General features: G+C 46.3%; 21 protein-coding genes. 17 read left to right on the forward strand and 4 right to left on the reverse strand.

Annotated elements, in window-relative coordinates; all coding sequences use genetic code 11:
* Window positions 1-190 precede the first annotated feature (190 nt).
* The 7 genes from JCM12259_RS15840 to glmM all read left to right on the forward strand — a co-directional run bounded on the left by JCM12259_RS15840 (window position 191) and on the right by glmM (window position 8,598).
* Entirely contained in the window at window positions 191-1,522 is a 1,332-nt protein-coding gene (locus tag JCM12259_RS15840) for a TlpA family protein disulfide reductase (RefSeq protein ID WP_025066082.1), read from the forward strand.
* A complete protein-coding gene (locus JCM12259_RS08075) occupies window positions 1,519-2,469 on the forward strand; it encodes a TolB family protein (protein WP_025066083.1) in 951 nt (316 codons plus the stop codon). Before JCM12259_RS15840 ends, JCM12259_RS08075 begins: the two co-directional genes overlap by 4 nt.
* Window positions 2,470-2,483: 14 nt before the next feature.
* A complete protein-coding gene (locus JCM12259_RS08080) occupies window positions 2,484-4,148 on the forward strand; it encodes an alpha/beta hydrolase family protein (RefSeq protein WP_159105376.1) in 1,665 nt (554 codons plus the stop codon).
* Between the two features lie 316 nt (window positions 4,149-4,464).
* Entirely contained in the window at window positions 4,465-5,376 is a 912-nt protein-coding gene (locus JCM12259_RS08085; RefSeq protein WP_025066085.1) for a glycosyltransferase family protein, read from the forward strand.
* Between the two features lie 64 nt (window positions 5,377-5,440).
* The gene (locus tag JCM12259_RS08090; protein ID WP_025066086.1) at window positions 5,441-6,478 is read left to right on the forward strand and encodes a DHH family phosphoesterase; all 1,038 of its coding nucleotides are present in this window, start codon (window positions 5,441-5,443) and stop codon (window positions 6,476-6,478) included.
* A gap of 71 nt (window positions 6,479-6,549) precedes the next feature.
* Window positions 6,550-7,173 (forward strand): BamK family beta-barrel-assembly machinery protein, encoded by a 624-nt coding sequence (bamK, locus tag JCM12259_RS14535; protein ID WP_309546417.1) that lies wholly within the window; start codon window positions 6,550-6,552, stop codon window positions 7,171-7,173.
* Window positions 7,174-7,215: 42 nt separating this feature from the next.
* Entirely contained in the window at window positions 7,216-8,598 is a 1,383-nt protein-coding gene (glmM, locus tag JCM12259_RS08100; protein ID WP_025066087.1) for a phosphoglucosamine mutase, read from the forward strand.
* Window positions 8,599-8,736: 138 nt separating this feature from the next.
* Here glmM and JCM12259_RS08105 read toward each other — a convergent pair whose 3' ends face one another.
* On the reverse strand, window positions 8,737-10,008 hold the full coding sequence (locus JCM12259_RS08105) for a M64 family metallopeptidase (protein ID WP_025066088.1): 1,272 nt from the start codon (window positions 10,006-10,008) through the stop codon (window positions 8,737-8,739).
* Between the two features lie 3 nt (window positions 10,009-10,011).
* Complete coding sequence (locus JCM12259_RS08110) at window positions 10,012-10,929, reverse strand: glucosaminidase domain-containing protein (RefSeq protein ID WP_025066089.1); 918 nt, start codon at window positions 10,927-10,929, stop codon at window positions 10,012-10,014.
* Between the two features lie 207 nt (window positions 10,930-11,136).
* On the opposite strand from JCM12259_RS08110, the gene JCM12259_RS08115 reads away from it, so the two are divergent.
* A complete protein-coding gene (locus JCM12259_RS08115; RefSeq protein WP_025066090.1) occupies window positions 11,137-11,565 on the forward strand; it encodes a 2-amino-4-hydroxy-6-hydroxymethyldihydropteridine diphosphokinase in 429 nt (142 codons plus the stop codon).
* Between the two features lie 191 nt (window positions 11,566-11,756).
* Here JCM12259_RS08115 and JCM12259_RS08120 read toward each other — a convergent pair whose 3' ends face one another.
* Complete coding sequence (locus tag JCM12259_RS08120) at window positions 11,757-13,007, reverse strand: phosphoglycerate kinase (RefSeq protein ID WP_025066091.1); 1,251 nt, start codon at window positions 13,005-13,007, stop codon at window positions 11,757-11,759.
* 158 nt (window positions 13,008-13,165) lie between these two features.
* A complete protein-coding gene (gene radA, locus JCM12259_RS08125) occupies window positions 13,166-14,584 on the reverse strand; it encodes a DNA repair protein RadA (protein ID WP_025066092.1) in 1,419 nt (472 codons plus the stop codon).
* Between the two features lie 151 nt (window positions 14,585-14,735).
* On the opposite strand from radA, the gene JCM12259_RS08130 reads away from it, so the two are divergent.
* From JCM12259_RS08130 to JCM12259_RS08155, 9 genes are all read left to right on the forward strand, one after another.
* On the forward strand, window positions 14,736-15,638 hold the full coding sequence (locus JCM12259_RS08130; protein ID WP_025066093.1) for an ABC transporter substrate-binding protein: 903 nt from the start codon (window positions 14,736-14,738) through the stop codon (window positions 15,636-15,638).
* Window positions 15,639-15,640: 2 nt separating this feature from the next.
* On the forward strand, window positions 15,641-15,778 hold the full coding sequence (locus JCM12259_RS16740) for a hypothetical protein (protein WP_159105377.1): 138 nt from the start codon (window positions 15,641-15,643) through the stop codon (window positions 15,776-15,778).
* The gene (locus JCM12259_RS15845; protein WP_051559252.1) at window positions 15,763-16,206 is read left to right on the forward strand and encodes a hypothetical protein; all 444 of its coding nucleotides are present in this window, start codon (window positions 15,763-15,765) and stop codon (window positions 16,204-16,206) included. The genes JCM12259_RS16740 and JCM12259_RS15845 overlap by 16 nt, the downstream gene beginning before the upstream one ends.
* Window positions 16,164-17,819 (forward strand): tetratricopeptide repeat protein, encoded by a 1,656-nt coding sequence (locus JCM12259_RS14540; protein WP_148299598.1) that lies wholly within the window; start codon window positions 16,164-16,166, stop codon window positions 17,817-17,819. Before JCM12259_RS15845 ends, JCM12259_RS14540 begins: the two co-directional genes overlap by 43 nt.
* A 479-nt stretch (window positions 17,820-18,298) precedes the next feature.
* The gene (locus JCM12259_RS08140; protein WP_025066094.1) at window positions 18,299-18,550 is read left to right on the forward strand and encodes a hypothetical protein; all 252 of its coding nucleotides are present in this window, start codon (window positions 18,299-18,301) and stop codon (window positions 18,548-18,550) included.
* 54 nt (window positions 18,551-18,604) lie between these two features.
* Window positions 18,605-19,924: a fimbrillin family protein gene (locus JCM12259_RS14545; protein ID WP_051559257.1), complete on the forward strand. Its 1,320-nt coding sequence runs from the start codon at window positions 18,605-18,607 to the stop codon at window positions 19,922-19,924.
* The gene (locus JCM12259_RS16530; RefSeq protein WP_148299600.1) at window positions 19,825-20,301 is read left to right on the forward strand and encodes a hypothetical protein; all 477 of its coding nucleotides are present in this window, start codon (window positions 19,825-19,827) and stop codon (window positions 20,299-20,301) included. The genes JCM12259_RS14545 and JCM12259_RS16530 overlap by 100 nt, the downstream gene beginning before the upstream one ends.
* Window positions 20,302-20,559: 258 nt before the next feature.
* Window positions 20,560-20,991 (forward strand): HU family DNA-binding protein, encoded by a 432-nt coding sequence (locus JCM12259_RS08150; RefSeq protein ID WP_025066095.1) that lies wholly within the window; start codon window positions 20,560-20,562, stop codon window positions 20,989-20,991.
* Window positions 20,992-21,166: 175 nt separating this feature from the next.
* On the forward strand, window positions 21,167-21,952 hold the full coding sequence (locus JCM12259_RS08155) for an EFR1 family ferrodoxin (RefSeq protein WP_025066096.1): 786 nt from the start codon (window positions 21,167-21,169) through the stop codon (window positions 21,950-21,952).
* Window positions 21,953-21,964: the final 12 nt, after the last annotated feature.

Here is a 21,964-nt window from a genome sequence, read left to right on the forward strand (position 1 = left end):
CGATTTTCACTTTCCGACCCCTCGGATGATCAAAATCCGCTTGATTTTCACTTTCCGAGGCCTCGGATGATCAAAATCTGCTTGATTTTCACTTTCCGAGCAATAATTTAGCAAGAATATAGTGTGTTTTAATATAGAAACTAATCAGCGAATCAGAACAATTTATAAACTTAATAGAATATATAGACAAATGAAAAGAAACATTGTTTTGTTATTGTTTTTATCTTTCTTGGATGTGGTTCAGTTGTACGCACAAGATTTTTCTCAAATTCTGTTCAAAATGGAAGGAGAATCTTGTCCAAAAGAAATCAGTCTTGTGACAGCCACACATGGTGAGCCTATAAAATATGCTTTTACCACTATTTCACCAGATAAAACCTGCGGATTTCTCATAGCGTCTTCTCCTCAACCATCATTTTACTATATTTATGATGGCAGTCGATATTTCAGAATTTGTTTGCATGCAAAAAATATAATAAAAATTGGTTATCATGATGGAAAGTTCTTCTTCATTGATCCAGGGAATAAAGAAAATGATGTGTTAAGACAATGGAACCAGTTAGAAGATAAGCTGATAAACGAAAGACCCAAAAATTATGCAGATTTTTTCAGTCAATTTGATTCCGTTAGAAGAGAAGCTGATGGATTGATCAATCATTTACAAAAACTCAACAGCGCATTCGCCAGACAGGCAACAGATATGATTGAGATAGATCTCTTTCGGCATTTTATTGTCTATCTCAATAAAAATCAACGATCCTATGATTCGGAAGAGCAGCAATCGGCTTATTATAAGAAAATTATGTATCGGTTTCTGGAAACCAGTGATAGGCTTCTTTCACAACCTGACGGGATGCGACTTTTGAAAAATTATTTTGATTACAAACAAACTTTCATATATCGTCAACAGAGATTTTCACTCGACGATCAGCTAAAAGAGATCATTGATCCTAATTTGCGTGAAGAATATATCTTGCATCGAGTGCCAATGACTAATTACGCTGATTTTAGACAATTTGAGGAGAAATATTTTCCGCTCTTATCAGTAGAGAATCGTCGCAGATTATGTAATGATGTTCCGCGTCCACAGTCTGAATTAGAAAGAGGAAAACCAGCTCCAAATTTCATTTACGAGGACTCGGCCGGTAAGCTTCATTCATTATCTGAACTGCGCGGCAACTATGTTTATATAGATATTTGGGCAACATGGTGCATGCCGTGCAAGGCAGAGATCCCTCATCTTGAACGACTTGAAAAAAAGTTTGCGCAGGCTAAAATCAAATTCGTAAGTATATCGATAGATCAAAAGAAAGACATCTGGAAGCGTTTTCTTAACGAAAAACAATTAGACGGCTTACAATTATGGGCTGGCGACTGGACACGATTGCCAAAAGAATTGAATTTAGGTTCGGTTCCGCGCTTCTTATTGATCGATCCGGAAGGAAATTGGATAAATTCAAATGCCGATCGTCCATCTAATCCAAATTTAGATCAGTTTTTGACAGAATTAGTGAATAGATGATGAAACACATTTTATTTTTCCTAATAGGATTATTTTTCTTTTTTGCTGACAGTCGAGCGACAACAGATAAGGGTACGAGTGATAAAGATTTTACCTATTGGAATAAGCTGTTGAATTATGATTTGTCTTCAGATGGTAATTGGGTATTTTGGAGGATTCAGTATGAGAAAAACAAAGATACTTTATATATCCGGAATACCAGGAATGGGAAACAATATCAATTTGCTTCGGCCTCGATGCCTGAATTTTCAAAAGACGGTCAATGGATCGCTTTTTCTATTCCAGCACGAGAAAAAACGAAAGATTCTTCCATTCCTTATCAAATTAAAGCGATTAGACTGACTGATGGCAAAGAAAAAGTTTTTTCGGATGCAGAACGCTTCTCATTCTCCCCAAACGGCAAGTTTCTCATTCTGTTTTCTAATCAAGGAGGTTCGCCGACCACCTTATTATATAAGTTAAATTCGGAGCAGAGCAAATTGATAGTCGGGATGGGAGATTATGCTTTTAGTCTCGATGGAAAATATCTCGTCTATGCTGTTCATTCAAAAATTGACAGCGGAATATCACAGATCGAATTAACTGATCTTTCAAACTTTCAAACCAGTCTCCCCGATCTTCCAAAAGGTCAATATACGAGTATAAAATGGACATCGCATGGTGTTATCATGATGAAATCGAGACCAGAAAATGATATTTTGGTTTGGAATCCGATGCATAGACATGTAAATGTCCTTTCGCAAACGATCCGACAATGTATGCCTGTCGGAATGGAGATCAGTCTGCATAAAAATCCGGTATGGTCAGCTGACGGGAAAACTTTATTCTTCGGTATATCTCGTCGACGTCAGACGATAACTCGGAAGGAAAGTAATGTCGAAGTTTGGCATTGGAAAGATCATCAGATCATCTCTCGCAACATGATCGTTATTATGAGAACCTTATGAAAAGTGATTTTTGTATGTGGAGACCACAAGAGGACCGATGGGAACGGCTAAAAGACTCCACGATGTGTCGGGCCTACGCGTCGGCTAATGGAAATTACATCTTATGCTTTAATGACAGAAGATATTTACCTCAGTTTCGTGAGCCATTGTGTGATATTAAGCTGAAAAATAGGCTAAACGAACACTGTTTGTCTATTCTCGATAGTAGCGCGATCTATCCGAGATTTTCTCTAAAAGAGAAATATGTTTATTTCTTTAAAGATGGTCGGTGGGTGTTTGTCCATACACTTACCGGACGATCTGACAGTGTATTCTTAGGCGCCGACCGGCCGCTCGTCAATACATCTTATGATGGTGTTGTAGGAGTTGCTCCGTCATGGGGCAGTTTGGGATTTATCGATGACGACAAAACCTTTTTGTTCTATGATGAATATGATTTGTGGAGCGTAAGACTCCCGGAAATGAAATATAAGCGGTTGACACATGGCCGAGAGTCGGGAATTCAGTTTCGGAAGTTGGGAAATGAGCCGATTACTTTGAACAATAATTTGATATTGATTGGTCATAGCAGGGATGGTCAGACGGGTATATATCGATATTCGGCTGATAGAAAACATGTCAGACTGCTGCATGGACGAAAAAGCTATTCGCGCATTGCCTGGGATGCAAAAAAACAGAATTGTCTCTTTGCAGAGGAAGATAACACTGAATCACCGAAACTATATTTCTCGTCAGACAATGGCAAGTCGGTTCAACTGATAGCTTCAACAGCCAAGCCGGTCTACCGGCCGAAGATCCGAAAAAGTGTTTTGATCTCCTACCCCGGCGCCCGTGGTAAAATGCTGCACGGAGCATTATTCTTCCCGTCGGATTATCAGCCTGGACGTAAGTATCCCATGATTGTGCGTCTTTACGAACGCCAATCGCAGCAGCTTGACAACTTTGTCTATCCCTCTTCACGTGACGCTTATAACACGATGAATTATGTGTTGGAAGGTTATTTTGTTTTCCTACCTGATATCGACTATGAGGTGAATCGACCAGGTCAATCGGCTGTTGTCTGTGTAAGAAACGCCGTCGATTCTGTTTTGCATCAAATTCTCGACGTAGATGCTGCCCGCATTGGAGTCATCGGTCATAGCTGGGGCGCCTACCAGTCGGTTTATCTATCTGCATGCACATCGTTGTTCGCCGCCGCAATCGCCGGTGCACCACTGACGAATTTAGTCAGTATGTACAATAGTGTATATTGGGAGAACGGTAAGACCAATCAAGAACTCTTCGAGACGGGTCAGGCGCGCATGCGGAGACCGTGGTGGGAGATTCCCGATCAGTATCAGGCTAATTCACCTATTTTCTGTGCTCGGCAGATCAAATCACCATTACTTCTTTCATTCGGGACTGATGATAAAGCGGTGGACTGGCGTCAGGGACTCGAATTATATATCACGATGCGTAGGCTGCGCAAGCCCTGCATACTTTTGGCTTATCCTAACGAGGGCCACACCATTTCTGAAGAGACAAATGAGCGGGATCAGATGAGACGTTTCATGGAATTTTTCTCTACTTATTTAAAAGGTACATCAGCTCCATCGTGGATCGAGTATGGATCGCCATATCAAGAGCCATGGAATGCTTCTTCAACTGATGCACTTCCGGCCCAATCCAGTGGGAAATAAATTCTATTACTGATCGCTTATCGAGAAGTTGTATAGTACTGCCTTAGAAGTCCCATAGGAGTTGGTTACTCCTATGGGACTTCTCTGTAAATGAGATCAGAAGTTGAATTATGAATATTGCAACTTGTGCCGGGGTAGCCGCTTTCTTACAGTGTAACCATCAGAGAAAAACGACGTGGTAGCATGTGTGCTTCTTTGCGTGGAAAGCATAAGATTTGAGCATTATATGTAAAAAAGATAGTGAGATAGGAAATGTTTGCCAGCAAAAAGTATTACTTTTGCAAGGTAATTTCTAACTCATTAAAACAGAATAAATATGAAACCGACATTATTGCTTCTGGCTGCCGGCATGGGGAGCCGATATGGAGGATTAAAACAACTCGACGGCCTGGGACCCAACGGCGAAACGATCATGGACTATTCGATCTATGACGCAATTAAGGCAGGATTTGGAAAGATTGTCTTCGTGATTCGGAAAGATTTTGAAGAGGATTTCCGCAAGAAGATTATGCCTAAGTATAAAGGACATATTCCTGCCGAAATCTGTTTCCAATCTCTTGATAGTCTGCCCGCAGGCTTTACCGTTCCCGAGGGTCGTCAGAAACCATGGGGAACTAATCACGCCGTGATGATGGCCGAGGGTGTGATCCGCGAACCTTTCTGCGTGATTAATTGTGATGACTTCTACAATCGCGATGCGTTTATGGTCATAGGAAAATTTTTAGCTGAGCTACCTGAGAAGAGCACCAATCACTATGCTATGGTAGGGTTCCGCGTGGGAAACACGCTGAGCGAAAATGGTACGGTGGCACGTGGTGTTTGCTCTACAGACGCTGCTGGCAATCTATCAACAGTGGTGGAGCGCACGGAAGTAATGCGGGTAAATGGTACAGTGTCGTATAAAGACGAGCAGGGAGCTTGGGTCGGTATCGATGACAATACGCCCGTGTCGATGAATATGTGGGGTTTTACTCCCGACTATTTTACACATAGCGATGCCTATTTTAGAGAGTTTCTGTCTGATCCAAAGAACCGGGAGAATCTGAAAGCAGAATTCTTTATTCCCTTGATGATCAACAAACTGGTGAACGAGAAGACGGCAACGGTTAAGGTGCTCGATACCACGAGCAAGTGGTTTGGTGTGACTTATGCTGCCGATCGCGATGGTACGGTGATGCGCATTAAGCAGCTCATCAACGAGGGTGTTTATCCCGAAAAACTGTTTTAGAGCATGTGATTTCATAAGGAGGCGCATCACGGGTGCGCCTTTTTTTCGTATCTTTGCATCCATGATGAATATAGACATCCTCAATGAGGTCGACGTGATCTCGCTCAGACAACATATAGCCCGAGCAGAACATATTGTGATCTGTTGCCACAAGTCGCCCGACGGCGATGCGCTGGGATCTTCGCTGGCATGGGCCGACTATCTCGAGAGCTTGGGCAAGAAGCCGAAAGTGGTTATTCCGGATGCTTATCCCGACTTTTTGCAATGGCTTCCGTGCACGGAGCGGGTGGTCCGGTATGATAAGCATGGGGCAGAGGCCGACCAATTCTTGTCAGAAGCAGATTTGATTTTTTGTTTGGATTTCAACAATTCAAGTCGGGTAGATGATATGCAGGACGCCTTGGATCGTGCCGTTGCGCCCAAGATCATGTTTGATCACCATCTGTCGCCGTCTATGGAGACGGTCCTCACGGTGTCGAACACCAGCATGTGCAGTACGAGTGAGATCGTCTTTCGCATTATTTATCAATTGGGAGGCTTTGCGGCGATGTCGCGCAGATGTGCGATAGATATTTATTGCGGAATGATGACAGACACGGGCGGTTTCACTTATAATTCTTCACGTCCTGAGATTTATTTTATCATCGGTCAGTTGCTCACCAAAGACATCGATAAAGATAAGATCTATCGCCATGTGTTCAATAATTATAGCTCATGGGCAATTCGTTTGCGCGGGTATATGATGTATCAGAAACTCAACATAATCGACAATTTCCACGCCTCGTACTTTACGATTACGAAACAAGAGATGAAACGGTTTCATTTCATAAAAGGCGATGCCGAAGGTTTGGTGAATGAGCCTTTGAAGATCAAAGGCATGAAGTTGTCTATTTCATTGCGCGAGGATGATCGTCGGGAGAATCTGATCTGGGTCAGTTTGCGTTCTGTCGATGATTTTCCTTGTAATCGTATGGCCGAAGAGTTCTTTAATGGTGGCGGCCACCTCAATGCCAGTGGCGGCAAATTGCAGTGCAGCATGACCGAAGCCGAAGATGTGGTGCGCAAGGCAATTATCCATTTCGGAGATCTCTTAAAATCCTAATAAATCGAAAAAGATGCACTCATATTGTTGGAATTACCTATATTTGCACCTAATAATTAAATAGATTTCACGTGAAAAGACTGTCCTTTTTATTCCTGATATTGACCGGAGCTGCGCTCTTGGTTGCATGTAGCGATTCGGAAACTTATGCTGACCAGAAAAAGAAAGAGCGTCAAGCCATCAATTCGTATATCCGTGACAAGGGGATTAAGGTGATCTCCGAAGCCGACTTTAAAGCAGCGGGCGAGGTGACGGATACGATTAAGAATGAATTTGTGTTATTTGAGAGTTCGGGTGTTTATATGCAGGTTCTCCGTCAAGGATGCGGAAAGAAGATCGCAGATGGCGAGACGGCCACGGTGCTGTGTCGATTCTCGGAGTACAATCTGCTGTCTAACCCAGACTCTGTGCAGCTTACCAACAATGTGTTGCAGTTTTCTTTCTTCGACGATAAGATGACCGTTGTTAATAACTCGGGAACCTTCCAAGGATCTTTCGTTTCCGGTTTCAGCGTGATGCAGACAGCTTATCGTAGCGCAGCAGTGCCGGCGGGATGGCTCACGGCATTCAATTATGTCAATATTGGGCGTCCTGTCAAAGCTGATGATGCGTTGGCGAAAGTCAAACTGATCGTTCCTCACGACAAGGTACTACTGTTGCTACGCAGCGAGTGTACCCTGCACTTTACGTGTTGACGTTTCAACGCGGTTTATAAGCAGTTTTTAAACAACTAGATAATGACATTAATCAAATCAATTTCGGGTATCCGCGGTACGATTGGCGGACGCGCGGGCGACACCTTGAATCCGCTCGACATCGTGAAATTTACTTCGGCCTATGCCACATTTATTCGGAAGAGTCGTCTGAATGGTTCCAATAAGATTGTTGTTGGTCGTGATGCACGCATCTCCGGAGACATGGTGAAGAGCGTCGTATGTGGTACGCTGATGGGGATGGGTTATGATGTCGTCAACATCGGTCTTGCAACGACGCCCACAACAGAGTTGGCTGTACGTTGGTCAGGGGCCGACGGCGGCATTATTATTACTGCCAGCCATAATCCGCGACATTGGAACGCACTCAAACTCTTGAATAACGAAGGGGAGTTTCTGACTGCTTCGGAAGGCGCAGAAGTGTTAGATATTGCCGAAAGAGAGGACTTCGACTATGCCGATGTGGATCATTTGGGGCGTTACTCGGATGATGCGACATTCAACCAGCGTCATATCGACAGCGTGCTTGATTTGAAATTGGTGGATGTCGAAGCTATTCGCAAGGCACATTTTAAGGTTGTCGTGGACAGCATCAACAGTGTAGGCGGTATTATCTTACCCGATTTGCTCAAGGCACTGGGAGTGGAATATAAATCCCTCAATGGTGAGGCCAATGGCGACTTTGCACATAATCCCGAACCGTTGGAGAAGAATCTCGGCGGCATTATGGGCGAAATGGCTGGTGGAAAGTATGATCTCGGTATCGTAGTCGACCCGGATGTGGATCGTTTGGCTTTTATCTGCGAAGACGGAACCATGTTTGGAGAGGAATATACACTGGTGAGCGTGGCCGATTATGTGCTCTCTCACACGCCCGGTAATACGGTGTCTAATCTCAGTTCGACGCGTGCTTTGCGCGACGTAACCGAAAAACACGGTGGGAAATATATGGCTTCGGCCGTAGGCGAGGTGAATGTCACCACGCAGATGAAGGCTGTTCATGCTGTCATTGGTGGTGAGGGCAACGGCGGAGTGATCTATCCCGAGAGCCATTATGGGCGTGATGCCTTGGTGGGTATAGCCTTGTTCCTATCGAGTTTGGCACACAAGGGATGCAAGGTGAGTGAATTGCGTAAGTCGTTCCCCACTTATTACATTGCCAAAAACCGTATCGATCTCACGCCTTCTACGGACGTTGACGCGATTCTGACTAAGGTAAAGGAACTCTATAAGAATGAAACTGTGAATGATATTGACGGTGTTAAGATCGACTTTGCAGATAAGTGGGTGCATCTCCGCAAGAGTAACACCGAGCCAATTATCCGTGTTTATAGTGAGGCTGCTACTCCGGAAGAGGCTGATGCATTAGGAAAGACACTGATGCAAGTGGTTTATGAAATGAGTTGATCGTTGAACGTGGGAAGTTGATAGGTATATATTCCTACGTCTTATTATAAGTGACACAAGTGTTGATGGTTGAAAGTGGAGCGTTGATAGATATTGCAATCAAAACAACTAACTCTCCATTTTCAATCATCAATCTTTTTATTTCGTGTAAAAATCGATGAGTTTGGTAAGTGCCAAACGACAAGCTGCACAGAATTCAGGATTATCATTGGTACGCATGCGACAGTCTTGCATGGGTCGATATACGCCTTTGAGGCTATAACCAGCTCCTTCAAAGGCGCCGACTATGCTCTTGTCTTTACCGAGTGGAGTGGGGATGGGTGTCTTTTTCTTGATGAGACCTTCCCATTTACCATGAAAGTCTTTCAGCGTTGTGATATTTGGTTCCCAAGGTTCTATATCATGCGGATACATTGGGATCTGTTCGGCCTCGTAAGCGTATTCGTCTGCCAGCCCTGCAAAGCTATGCCCGAACTCATGAACGACCACAGGACGAAACATCTTGTGGTGAGTCATCGACAGATTATATGAATTGAGAATGCCACCGCCACCGTATTCTTCGGTATTTACCAGCACGATGATGTGCTCATAAGGCGTACCTGCCAGCCAATTATGCAGATCTTTCAAACTGAGTGTGGTGAGATAGCGGTTGCTGTAAAATGTGTCGAAATGCGAATGGAGAGCTGTGTTCTTCCAAATCCCTTTTGAAGGATAACTCGTTCCGCTGTCTGCCGAAGGCGATTTCACGGCTACGATGTTGAAGCGATCACGCATAGACTTGAACGGTTCGTGTGCAAACAGTGCCTCCATGGCCATTTTTGCATCGTCTATAAACGTTTGCATCTCTTCGCTTTTATAGCCTTCGGCAATGTAAGCAATATGGATGCAGCGTGCAGGATCGGCTGCTTTTTGAAGCGTAACATAAGGAGTGACACTCTTCTCACCGATATGCCGGATGAGAATATCAGTTGGAGCGACTTGATGGCGGAATGAAGCCATCACCTCACGACGATTATTTCTGAGGTCGAGTGTGATGTCCACAGTGTCTTTCGGCATCGGAATGAGGAACACGTTTTCAAATGATCGGCGTGTCTTTTGTGCTTCGGGATATGACAGCCACTCCTGAAACAGCGTGGAGAAGCTATTGCGATAGATCACGTTTCCTGTCTTATGGTCGCGCACGGTGATCTGTCCGTTTCCCTCGACAGGCAATTCCGACAGGCGTTGATGCCTGCCATACCAATGCGGGATGACCGAAAGCTCATCCAAAGAGATGGTTTGCTCCCGGGCGTTTCCGGCAAAATTGTAGTCCAAACGCAGTGTCCGGTCTTCGAAATAGTTGTCAAAAGTCTGTGCATTTGCGCACAAGGTCCCGCACAAGAGCAGGCCTATCAAAAATGTTTTTCTCATATCTTAGTAAACTTTAAGTGTGTCTCCAACGCGTATTTGATAGTCTTCCGGCAGTCGATTCTTCTTATATAGCGACTTCAATCGTATGCCATAAAGCTGCGAAATGCTATACATGCTCTCTCCGGCTTTCACCACATGCGGCCGATTTTTATAAGCCTTATCTGCTTTCCGACGTTTCTTTTTCAGGTAAATAATATCTCCCTGATGCAACACATCTCGTTTATTGCGCTCGTTATAGCGTGCGAGTGCCCGATAAGAGATACCCACTTCTTCGCCGATCGAGCGGAATGTGTCGCCCTCGCGGGCTTGCAGATAATAGTTCTTGTTGTAAATCCGAATAGGATGCAACCGCAGACCGGGCCCCGCTGGCTTGTCGTGACCGGCCCGTTCGGCCATAAACCGATCGTAACTGCGGGCAGTGTCATACTGGTACAGCTTATAGAGCTCAATAATCTGAATCAGTTTCACGGCATATTGCGGGTTTGTTGCATAGCCGCATTCCTTCAATCCGTAAGCCCAACCGCGGTAATCGGTTTCGCTGAGAGCGAATAATCGTTTGTAGCGCGAGCTCCTTGCTAAAAACTTACTGTGGTCTTCGAAACTGTCGAACACATTGTCATAGGCGCGGAAACATTCGTTCGAGGCATCGTCATCGTGATAAACCGTCTTACCGGTCCAGCCATGGCATTTGATGCCGAAGTGATTGTTGCTGCGCAAAGCGAACTCGCTCTGTCCGGCCCTGCTCTCAAATAGCCCTTGTGCCAAGGTGATGCTGGCTGGAATGCGATATCGTTTCATCTGCTCGATGGCCAAATCCTTATACTGATCGATATATGTTTGGTATTGCCGATTCCATTTCATTTGGGCACTGATAGGCAGTACCAGTAGGATGGTGAGCAACAAGACCGTGAGTTTTTTCATCTATGTGACAATTTGAACGCAAATTTACGGAATAAAGGCGAGAAATAAAAGCGGGATGTTTAGATTTTCAAATAGCGTGTGGGTATTTAACGGTTTGTAATAAAAAAGGTGAAAGCAATTGGGCAAGTTTATGCTTTTTATTAATTTTGTAACGGCTAAATAGCAAATAAATGATCACGAATCATGTTTGGATGGAGCGTTTATCACATGGGTAAAAGACAAAAATTGATATTGGCCTTGGGGTCGAACGAGAATCAGGAATCGAATATGCAGTTGGCGCAACACAAGTTGGAACGTCTCTTGAATGGGGAAGTGGTTTTCTCGGAAACGATGTGGACGGATCCGCTTGGCATCGAGTCCGATCGTTTTTTGAACTGTTTGGCTGTGGGATACACGCATCACGGTGTCGATCAATTGTATCGGGCGCTAAAACAAGTGGAACGTTCGATCGGCAGTTTGCGTGCCGAACGCAAGCGAGGCGTCGTGAAAATCGACATCGATATTTTGTTGTTCGGCGACCAGCGGTATCACGCCAGTGATTGGAAACGTGACTATGTGAGTCGCCTTTTGGAGCGAATGGGCGAGGATGGCAGCAATTGGGACGAACCCAAAAGTATTGAAGTAGCTTCTAAATAACGCTTAATGAGCTTCTAAATAACGCCTTTTTGTGCGCCTTTTAACGGCTTTTCGCAGCGTCGAAAGAGGTTACTTAGGAGAGGAATGATCGAAAAGAGCGTTGCGACTGTTGGTCAAGAACTTGACAGCTATGAAAAAAGGAGGAAGACACCAATGTCTTCCCCCTTTTCTTTTCTTGTCTGACGACGAAGTTATCCTTCGATAGCTGCCACGCCTGGAAGCACTTTTCCCTCAATGGCTTCAAGCATTGCACCGCCGCCTGTGGACACATAAGAAACCTTGTCGGCCAAACCGAATTTGTTGACTGCTGCTACCGAGTCGCCGCCACCTACCAAAGAGTAGGCGCCGTTATGCTGAGTTGCCTCGGCAACATACTTGGCTATTTCGCCCGTTCCGTGTGCGAAGTTCTCAAATTCGAATACGCCCACAGGACCATTCCATAAGATCGTCTTCGAATCAAGGATAATCTTCTTCCAGATTTCGAGTGATTGCTCAGAGGCATCCATACCTTCCCAACCGTCGGGAATATTCTCGATGGGCACCACTTTGCGGTTGGCGTCGTTGGCAAAACGATCGGCTGCCACCGTGGCAACGGACAAACTGAGGTTCACGCCTTTCTCTTTGGCTGCGGCGATGACATTCAATGCCTCGGGCATCAGATCGTCTTCGTGGAGCGATTCACCGATATGACCACCCTGAGCTTTGACGAATGTATAGCCCATTCCGCCGCCGATGATGAGATTGTCCACCTTGTCGAGCAGGTTTTTGATGACACCCAACTTAGAGCTTACTTTGCTTCCGCCGATGATGGCAGTGAAAGGATGCTGCGCGTTCTTTAATACATTATTAATAGCTGTCACTTCTTTTTCCATCAGGAAACCGAGCATTTTAGCGTCGGGGGCGAAGAAATCGGCGATAACAGCGGTTGAAGCGTGTTTGCGGTGAGCTGTTCCGAAAGCGTCGTTCACGTAAACATCGGCATAAGAAGCGAGTTTTTCGGCAAATGTTTTCTGCTTAGCTTTCATCTCTTTTTTAGCTGCATCGTATTCGGGCGTACCTTTTTCCACGCCTACGGGTTTACCTTCCTCTTCGGGATAAAAACGCAGGTTTTCCAGCAACAATGCTTCACCGGGCTTCAACGCAGCTGCTGCAGCACTAGCGTTAGCACAATCGTCGGCGAATTTAACATCGACTCCGAGACGTTCGGATACTTTCTTAACGATCTGTGAGAGTGAAAGTTTAGGATTGACTTTGCCTTTTGGCTTGCCCATGTGGCTCATCATAATCACCGAACCGCCGTCGGCAAGAATCTTTTTCAGTGTGGGTAGTGCGCCGCGAATGCGTGTGTCGTCTGTCACATTACCATTTTCGTCCAAAGGAACGTTGAAATCCACGCGGACGATTGCCTTTTTCCCGGCAAAGTTAAATTGATCAATCTTCATGTGATTAAATGATTTATAAATTTGAAAATACGCTTTAATTCGCCCGCAAAATTACGAAAAAGATAAGAGATTGCGGTTTTCGAGGCAGGGAATTTTTGTTTTTTGTCCCGAATGGCGTGTTGGCAGTCGTTGAGCGAGGCCTATATGCCGTGTGTCCGTTATCCGAATAAAGCACGCAAAGCTTCTTCCACCTTGCGAACGGGATGGAGATGGATGGCATATTTCTTGGAGTCGAGACCGCTGAGATTGTATTTGGGGATGATCATATCGGTGAACCCCAACTTCTCTGCTTCTGCTATGCGCTGCTCAATGCGGTTGATGGGACGTACTTCGCCGCTGAGTCCCACCTCACCGGCCATACACCAGCCTGCTTCTATGGCTGTGTCGACGTTACTCGACAACACGGCGGCAATGATGCTGAGGTCTATGGCGAGATCGGTCACGCGTAGTCCGCCGGCGATATTGATGAAAACATCCTTCTGCATGAGCTTGAATCCCACGCGTTTTTCGAGAACTGCGAGCAGCATATTGAGTCTTCGCTGATCGAAACCAGTTGCCGAACGCTGCGGCGTGCCGTAAGCAGCTGATGAAACCAGCGCTTGTGTCTCCACTAAGAATGGTCTGACGCCTTCGATAGCACTACTGATGGCAATGCCGCTGAGGCCTTCTTCGCGGTCGGGTGTGAGCAAAAGCTCACTCGGATTGCTCACTTGGCGCAGGCCAGTCTGCTGCATTTCATAGATTCCTAACTCCGAAGTGGAACCAAATCGATTCTTGATGCTGCGCAGAATGCGATACATATAATGTTGATCGCCCTCGAATTGGATGACCGTATCTACGATATGTTCTAAGATTTTAGGCCCGGCCAGGGTGCCTTCTTTGGTGATATGACCGATAAGTAGCACCGGAATGCCGCTCGTTTTAGCAAAACGGAGCAGTGCCGAGGCACATTCGCGCACCTGCGTGATGCTTCCTGGCGAACTGTCTACGTCTTCCGTGGCAATGGTCTGAATACTATCGACGATCAGAATGTCGGGTTTCACATCGCGGACGTGATCAAAGATGCGTTCCAACGATGTCTCGCAGAGAATCAGTACATTGTCTATCGCTGCGTTGTCGGCTTGTGGCAGCTGTGCAGCAATGCGGTCGGCGCGTAATTTCAGTTGGTGAGCGCTCTCCTCGCCGCTGACATAGAGGATTCGCTTTTCGGGTAAATGAAGAATCGTTTGCAGCGTAAGCGTACTCTTTCCGATACCCGGTTCGCCTCCCAAAAGCACGATGGAACCGTGCACCAAGCCACCTCCGAGAACGCGATTCAGCTCTTCGTCGTGCAGATCGATGCGTGGTTCGTCTTGTGCCGAGATATTACGGAGCGACAGCGGACGGTTTTTGTGTGCTGATTCGGCGTGATTCAGCACCGAATGAGCGGCTGCTTTGGCTGCCATCGACCCTGTTTCGCTGGCAATGCGAATCTCTTTGAAGGTGTTCCATTGGCCGCAACTCGGGCATTTTCCTATCCATTTGGGCGATTCTTGTCCGCAATTCGAGCAGACATAAGCGATCTTGTCTTTTGCCATGATGTGACAAAAGTACGAAGAAATTTTGTAACAATAAAAATAATTCGTACTTTTGCCAACGCTAATATTGCACATTCAATGAATAGAAACTCGGAAGGGCGACTCGTGTTTGTAATAAGCCGAGCGCCCTTTTTTGAATGAAATGGAAGTGATGAAATATTTTTGCGCATTCTTAACAGCACTTATTCTCGTGGCGTCTTGCGGTCAATCGTATGACGAAAAACAGCGAATTACAAAGGCGGAAAGGGCTAAACAGAAGACCGAAGATTCCTTGGCGTTGAAAGTGGCGGTGCTGCCCACCTTAGACGGCATGCCGATCTTTTTGGCCAAAGAGCGCCGACTGTTTGACACGTTGCATGTAGACGTCCGACTGCGACGCTGGAATGCGCAGATGGATGGCGATACGGCGCTCATCGGCGGTAGTATAGAAGGTGCGGTGACGGATCTCGTTCGTGCCGAAAGAATAAAGAAACGGGGTACGCCGTTGACGTATGTCGCTGCCACAAATGCTTATTGGCAACTGGTAAGCAACCGTTTGGCGCGTGTGAAAGAGTTGAAGCAGTTGTCTGACAAGATGATTGCGATGACGCGTTTCTCGGCTACCGATTATTTGGCCGACCTCGCCGTAGACAGCGCCAAGCCCAAATACGATGTCTTTCGTGTGCAGATCAACGATGTGCAGATTCGTTTGCGGATGTTGCTCAACAATGAGATGGACGCGATGTTGCTTACCGAACCGCAGGCCACTACGGCCCGGTTATATCGCCACCCCGTGCTGATGGACAGCCGAGACAAGGGCATCCGTTTCGGTGTCATTGCTTTCCGGACAGCAGCCATGCGCGATGCGCGCCGCCGAAAGCAGATTCAGACTTTCATCAAAGCTTATGATATGGCTTGCGATTCGCTGAATGAACGAGGATTGCAACATTATTCCGACCTGATCATGAAGTATTGCGGGGCGGATAAAAAGACTGTCAAGGCTTTGCCGAAGATGCACTTTGAACACGCGGCAAAGCCTCGAATCCAGGATGTTTTACGTGCACAGAAGTATTGACAATGAGTGAAAAGGAATCATTGAAAGAGATAGAATCCGCGCTGCTCGATGAAGAGAGTGTGGGGAAAACATTACGTTTGCTGCAACAATTCATCGTCGACAGACTGATCCCGCCGTTTCCGGTATGTTGGAAAATGTGAGTCAGGATTATGAATTGATGAAAGACTTCATGCTCAAAGGCTATCAAGACGATAAGCGGGCTACGCTTTACGAGGGCATGTTGCGCAAGTTATATCGCGTTTGGAGCTATCTGCGTGTGTCAGTCAAGATTCAGGAGAGTCAGGCTTATCGCTTGGCTGCCATGACATTGCCGCCAGGCAATCAGAGTCGGGATGACATTCGCCGCCGGCTTGAAAGTTTTGTGCAAGATGTGACGATGTTGTCCTTGGAGTCGGAAAGCGTTAATCGCCCGACGAAAGACGCTCTTTACGCGTCTCATCAAGCGTATATTGCAGCACTGTTTGATGTGATTCTCTCTCACCTCCATGGAATGCCGATACGGCAGAGGGTTTCGAACAACTCATTTTGTCGCCAACCATCGACACAAACGACGCCCAACTGTTGGTGAGCGCCGTGATGTTGTCGGCCATGAATGTCTTCGACGTTCGCAAGATCATGACTTTGATCAATGTGTATGGCCGCGCTTCTGATGAGCATATACGGCAGCGCGCCCTCGTGGGTTGGGTGTTTGCCATGCCCGATAAGACCCACCGAATCTTCCACCAACTGTGGGATAAGGTGTCGGAATTGTGTAAGAACGAGACTCTTCGCCGCGATTTATTGGAGTTGCAGATGCAGGTGTTTTACTGTCTGAATGCCGAACGCGACAACGATGAGCTTCAGCGCGACATCATTCCGAATCTGATGAAGAACAATAATTTGCAGATCACGCGCTTCGGAATTAAAGAGAAAGAAGAAGATCCGATGCAGGACATTCTTGATCCCGGGGCTGCCGATCGTGCCATGGAGGAGGTGGAAGACAGTTTCAAGCGCATGGCCGACATGCAACGGGCCGGTGCTGATATTTATTTCGGCGGGTTCTCGCAAATGAAACGATTCCCATTCTTCAACACGTTGAGCAACTGGTTTTGTCCATTTTATGTCGAACACCCCGCTTTAAGAGGCGTGAATGAACAGCTGGAAGGTTATAAATTCATGGAGGTTTTGTTGCGCAAGGGACCTTTCTGCGACTCGGATAAATATTCGTTTGCGCTCGCCTTGTTGTCTGTTGTCAATCGTTTGCCGCCCAACGTGCGCGAAATTCTCAATAGCGGAGAAGCGATGGGACCTACCGACACTGGTTTTGACATGAGCAGTGCGGCTTACATTCGGCGCATTTATCTGCAAGATCTCTATCGATTCTTTCGTGTTTATCCTTATCGAAATGATTTTCGGAATCCTTTTGAATGCGAATCGCCAACCTGGCGAGCTCTCTTTTTCACCAACGATGCATTCGATCGGGCGTTGTTCTTGCTTGAATCGCGCGAGTTGAAACGCTTTCTTTTGAAGCGGAAGCACTATGGGGCAACCGCTGAAATGTGTGCTCATTATCAGGAACCCACCCTTGCCGAAGATCTATTTATGCGTGCAACGTTGGCCATTCATGATGGACGTTATGCGGATGCACAGACATTGTATGCGCAGATTTTGCACAGAGATCCTGATAATCTTCGGGCTTTGCGGGGACGAGCACTGGCAGATTTCTATTGCGGTGACTTCGCGTCGGCGGTGAAGGGTTATTCCATGTTGCTGGAAAAGCATCCCGACAACCGACATGATGCGTTGAACCTCGCTATATCGCAGATCAATTGCGGGGATGTCGAACAAGGAGTCAACGGACTGTTTCGGCTGAATCTCGATTATCCCGACGACAAAAACATTCGTCGGGCGATCGCTTGGGGGCAGATGTTGCTATGTAAATCAGTCCAAGCCGAACCCATTTACGACGATCTTCTGTCGTCTGCCGAAGCAGAAAATGCTGATTATCTGAATGCCGGTTACTGCAAATGGTTTGTCGGGAAGGTTGCTGCTGCTGCCGATTTGTTCAAAACTTATGTGCAAAAGGAATCTGTCTCGCTTGCCGACGCATTTGCTCAGGATCTCTCGTTGCTCACCCGAAACAGTATTTCCAATATCGACATCAAGTTGATGACCGATATTGTTGATCGTGATAAGCAATAATTTCATCGAGTTTCAGATCAAAGAATCTCTTGCCATTGCAAACTTTTTTTCACAAAGTTTGGTCGTTCCAAAAGATTGTTATACCTTTGCCCCCAGTTTTTCGCCTTAGCCCCCTAAGTTAGGGGGATGGGGGTCTGAACAAGCGAGAGACCGATCAAAAAGAACAAACGAGAATATGATTAAGCAAACAAATATAACCAGCAGTCGTAACGCGATGCAAAAGAACTCCGTTTCTCTTGCATCTTTTAACACTTTATATTTGCATATCTCGGAAAAAGTCTTAACACACACACACACACACACATCTTACCTGGCATAGATGCCTTTCACGTCTCACCCTACGCGCGCGCGTAAGGCATGGGCTAAACACCAATAAACAAAGGGCTTTTCGGAGTTCCCTTTGTTTCACTTTTCATGCTCTTTTGTCAACCACGCAAGGGGAAAATTTTCACGAATTATTCACTCAAAACATAGCGATTATGAATCAAAAACAATTAGAGAGATGGGGCTACATTCGCCCCGAGTGTGAAATTATTGAAACAAGCACAGAGCAGTTTATCTGTGTGTCTGTGCGTCCCGATGCAGGTTTGTCCTCTGCACCATACACAGGGAATCCTATGTATGATGAGAAAGGAGAATATGATGTGGGGACTATACTCATTGGCGATCCAAGTACTGTAGCACCAGCCAAACAGAGCGGATGGTTTGAAGAAGAGGAAGATTTTAATTGAGAATTGACAATTGATAATTCTTCCGCAGTGATTAATTTAAAAAGAAACAGAACAATGAACAAACAAATATTTTTATCAACCGTATTCAGCATTGCCTTGCTATCACTGACAGCATGCAGCAATGACGATAACAAGACGACAGACGATGGGCAGGTGAATGCAGCCCAAGCCATCGAGTTTAAAGTGGATTTCGCCGATTATAATGCCGAGCAGGATGTGAACGTTACCCGTGCCGGGAATAAGGAGGTGAAACTCGAAGAGCAGACCGTGGATCTCGGCAACGGCATCTTGGCACAATGCACGCTGCAACGCGATACGACTAAACAAGCCACACCAGCAGCAACACGTGCATTGACCGATGGCTTGTACACGATGCTGGCTTATGATGCTGCAACGCATGCTTATAAAGGCGATATCACGGGTACGGTAACGGGTGGCAATACTTTCACGCCGACATCTGCCAATCAAGACCTTGTGCTCACGCCCGGCACGTATGACTTCGTGCTCTATAACAGCAAGGTAATCCGCAGTGGCAATAACCTCACAGTGAATCGCACTGATGCTGATGCAGCATTGATAGGTCGCACACAACAAGTCATCACGGTTACACCGCACAAACAGCAAGTCCCATTCACGATGAAGCACGTCTGCGCCAAGGTCAAGATTCAGCTCCTTGGCTATATGGAATTTTCTGGTGTTACCGGCCGGATTGAATCTGTTAATGCCACAGACGTACCCGGCTCATCCATCTATGACGCTTCCACTGGAACGTGGACTATTGGTGCCGGATTAAGCGTGTTTGACTTCTTAACCTATGGAACAGCTCAAGAATCATACCTTCATAATGGCCTTTACTCCACAATAAGCAATGAAGCTGTGTATTTTATGCCCACCACGGATGTCTCAAAGCTCAAACTGATACTCGGCGGACAAATTTATAACACGAACATGAACAATGTCAGTCTAACATGTAATCCAGCCGCGACATTAAAACTCGAGCAGAACGGCTCCTACGTGCTTAATGTCAAATTGCTGTACAATTTCCTTTATCTGATGAGCGACGGCACCATCGGCACCATCAAAGATACGACCTATGGTGGAGCGCCGGCCGCAACAGCTAAAACACCCATCGCCGTGGTACTAAGCCAAAGCAAGCGTATGGCCATGGCCCTGAAAGATGCTAATGGCGGGTACTTAGAATGGACCAACGGAGACTCCGGAGGTTACCTGCCCAACGGCGGCGGCTACGCATGGAATCAAACCAACACCCATATGTGTACGAGTACGAATGCGATGATGCGTTTAATACAAGTGGTTTTGATGAGACATGGGATCCGTCATACACATACTACTGGGTATCCGGCGAGAAAGTAAAAGGGAAAAGAGCAGACTTCCCAGCTTTCTATGCTGCCGCACATTATGATCCGGGCGTAGCTTACACGGGTAGTCCTGCCTTGCAATGGTATCTTCCGTCAGCTGGCGATTGGACGAGGCTATTCTCTGCCTTGGGCTTCGGCGACGGGTCAACAGAGTTTCATTTAGGGACCTCCTACAAATGGTATGGCTATATAGCTAATCTGGCCTTTACGCAGGTGGGCGGCACCAAATTTTCCTCTTATGATTATTATTCAAGTTCAGAATACGAAACCTTCCAAGCTATCAGAGCCAATATTGGGAGTGACCAAATGAGCTGGGGCACTTTTGGCAACAAAGGTGACGGCGCGAATGTCCGGGCATTCGTTAAATATTAATAACGAAGTCATGTTAAGGCACAGGAAAGTACTATCGTGCATGAGGACACGTCATGACGTGTTGAGCAACAAGTAGTATCGTGCAGCCTGACAAGTACTATCGTGTTGAGCAACAAGTACTATCGTGCAAGGCAACAAGTACTATCGTGTTGAGTGAAAAGTACTATCGTGTTTTTGAGCCTCTCGGAAGGCCTTTATATAAAGGGAGTTCGAGAGGGGCAAAAACCTTATTAAAAACAACATAAAAATAACAAGAAAATGGATTACTCATTAAATCCGCGAAAGATGAGCGTTGGCCCGCTGAAAGGCCAAACAGTGTATGTGCCGAGTCTGGTTTGTCAGAAACACACGATCTCGTTTGAGGAGCTTTGTGCCGCCATGGCCGAAGATTCCACGGTGGGCGAGGCTGATGTGGCAGCTGTGTTCTATAAGGCTCGCAAAGTGTTGAATCGCCTTTGTTCGCTGGGCTACATCGTCGATGCCGGCCCTTTCGGAAAATTTTACCCCACGATTACTTCAAAAGTGGTGACGGATGTCAAGGACTTCAAGCCCTCTGAGCATATCAAGCGTGCCCAGATGCGTTTTGTCCCCACCAAAGATTTCCGCGATTTGAAGGACGTGGAGTATAACAAGGTGCCGAAGCAGGAGCGGAAGAAGAAAGACGGCGGGACCCCGCCGCAGAAACCTTAGAAAAGTGAAAAGGTGAAAACTGGGAAAGGGTGAAAAGCTGTTGAAGCATGCTTTTCACCCTTTTTGTTTTGTTGGGGAGAGAAAGTAGCAGAATGGCGTTCGCTACTCATGGGGGATGGGGAAGATAAGATAACATTTCGTTTGCTATTCGGATAATTAAGCGTAACTTTGCAGCATGATATTCTATTTGTCGGGAACGGGTAACACACAATGGGTTGCCGAAACGCTGGCACAAGCTCTCGGAGAACCCTTGATCAATATCGCAGAGATTGAAGAGGCTGAATGCAGATTCTGCGTTGGGGAGCAGGAGCGTATCGGTTTTTGTTTTCCGATTCATGGATGGCGCCCTCCTTTCAACGTGAGGAGCTTCGTTGAGAATTTGCATATCCAACATGCTGAGGGGCATTATTGCTACGCTGTTTGCACGGCAGGCGATAATATTGGCGAAGGTATGGATTTGCTGCAAAATGATTTACATCTGATCGGCTTGCAATTAGATGCTGCTTGGTCGCTGATTATGCCTGAATCGTATGTCGGTTTACCGTTTATGGATGTGGACACGCCCGCAAAGGAGAAGATAAAGAAGGAGCAGGCCGCGCGCGACCTCAAAGAGATCACATCGCATGTCATCCATTGCGACCGGGGAATATTCAAGTTGACACGTGGGCACTGGCCCCGAATCAACAGTCGGCTTCTCGGCGGTTTTTTCCTGAAATATCTCATCACGGACAAACGTTTCTATGTGGAAAGCAATCGATGTGTGAAGTGCGGCATCTGTGCAGACGTGTGTCCGACCGACGATATTGACGGCGGACTGGGTCGGGAACCCATTTGGAAGCACAGCGGGCGTTGCCTGACATGCTTCGCCTGCTATCACCATTGTCCGCATCATGCCATTGAATTCGGACGAATGACGAAGCATAAAGGACAATATTGGTTTAAACGCAAAGCGCTACGATAACAAACAAAATGA

The organism is Hoylesella enoeca JCM 12259 (assembly GCF_000613405.1).
GTDB classification, from domain to species: domain Bacteria; phylum Bacteroidota; class Bacteroidia; order Bacteroidales; family Bacteroidaceae; genus Prevotella; species Prevotella enoeca.

What these genes read in the sequence shown, in the direction of transcription:
- JCM12259_RS15840 (WP_025066082.1), top strand. Translation starts at nt 191, where the DNA reads ATGAAAAGAAACATTGTTTTGTTATTGTTTTTATCTTTCTTGGATGTG.
- JCM12259_RS08075 (WP_025066083.1), top strand. Translation starts at nt 1,519, where the DNA reads ATGATGAAACACATTTTATTTTTCCTAATAGGATTATTTTTCTTTTTT.
- JCM12259_RS08080 (WP_159105376.1), top strand. Translation starts at nt 2,484, where the DNA reads ATGTGGAGACCACAAGAGGACCGATGGGAACGGCTAAAAGACTCCACG.
- JCM12259_RS08085 (WP_025066085.1), top strand. Translation starts at nt 4,465, where the DNA reads ATGAAACCGACATTATTGCTTCTGGCTGCCGGCATGGGGAGCCGATAT.
- JCM12259_RS08090 (WP_025066086.1), top strand. Translation starts at nt 5,441, where the DNA reads ATGAATATAGACATCCTCAATGAGGTCGACGTGATCTCGCTCAGACAA.
- glmM (WP_025066087.1), top strand. Translation starts at nt 7,216, where the DNA reads ATGACATTAATCAAATCAATTTCGGGTATCCGCGGTACGATTGGCGGA.
- JCM12259_RS08105 (WP_025066088.1), bottom strand. Translation starts at nt 10,008, where the DNA reads ATGAGAAAAACATTTTTGATAGGCCTGCTCTTGTGCGGGACCTTGTGC.
- JCM12259_RS08110 (WP_025066089.1), bottom strand. Translation starts at nt 10,929, where the DNA reads ATGAAAAAACTCACGGTCTTGTTGCTCACCATCCTACTGGTACTGCCT.
- JCM12259_RS08115 (WP_025066090.1), top strand. Translation starts at nt 11,137, where the DNA reads ATGGGTAAAAGACAAAAATTGATATTGGCCTTGGGGTCGAACGAGAAT.
- JCM12259_RS08120 (WP_025066091.1), bottom strand. Translation starts at nt 13,007, where the DNA reads ATGAAGATTGATCAATTTAACTTTGCCGGGAAAAAGGCAATCGTCCGC.
- radA (WP_025066092.1), bottom strand. Translation starts at nt 14,584, where the DNA reads ATGGCAAAAGACAAGATCGCTTATGTCTGCTCGAATTGCGGACAAGAA.
- JCM12259_RS08130 (WP_025066093.1), top strand. Translation starts at nt 14,736, where the DNA reads ATGAAATATTTTTGCGCATTCTTAACAGCACTTATTCTCGTGGCGTCT.
- JCM12259_RS16740 (WP_159105377.1), top strand. Translation starts at nt 15,641, where the DNA reads ATGAGTGAAAAGGAATCATTGAAAGAGATAGAATCCGCGCTGCTCGAT.
- JCM12259_RS15845 (WP_051559252.1), top strand. Translation starts at nt 15,763, where the DNA reads ATGTTGGAAAATGTGAGTCAGGATTATGAATTGATGAAAGACTTCATG.
- JCM12259_RS08140 (WP_025066094.1), top strand. Translation starts at nt 18,299, where the DNA reads ATGAATCAAAAACAATTAGAGAGATGGGGCTACATTCGCCCCGAGTGT.
- JCM12259_RS14545 (WP_051559257.1), top strand. Translation starts at nt 18,605, where the DNA reads ATGAACAAACAAATATTTTTATCAACCGTATTCAGCATTGCCTTGCTA.
- JCM12259_RS08150 (WP_025066095.1), top strand. Translation starts at nt 20,560, where the DNA reads ATGGATTACTCATTAAATCCGCGAAAGATGAGCGTTGGCCCGCTGAAA.
- JCM12259_RS08155 (WP_025066096.1), top strand. Translation starts at nt 21,167, where the DNA reads ATGATATTCTATTTGTCGGGAACGGGTAACACACAATGGGTTGCCGAA.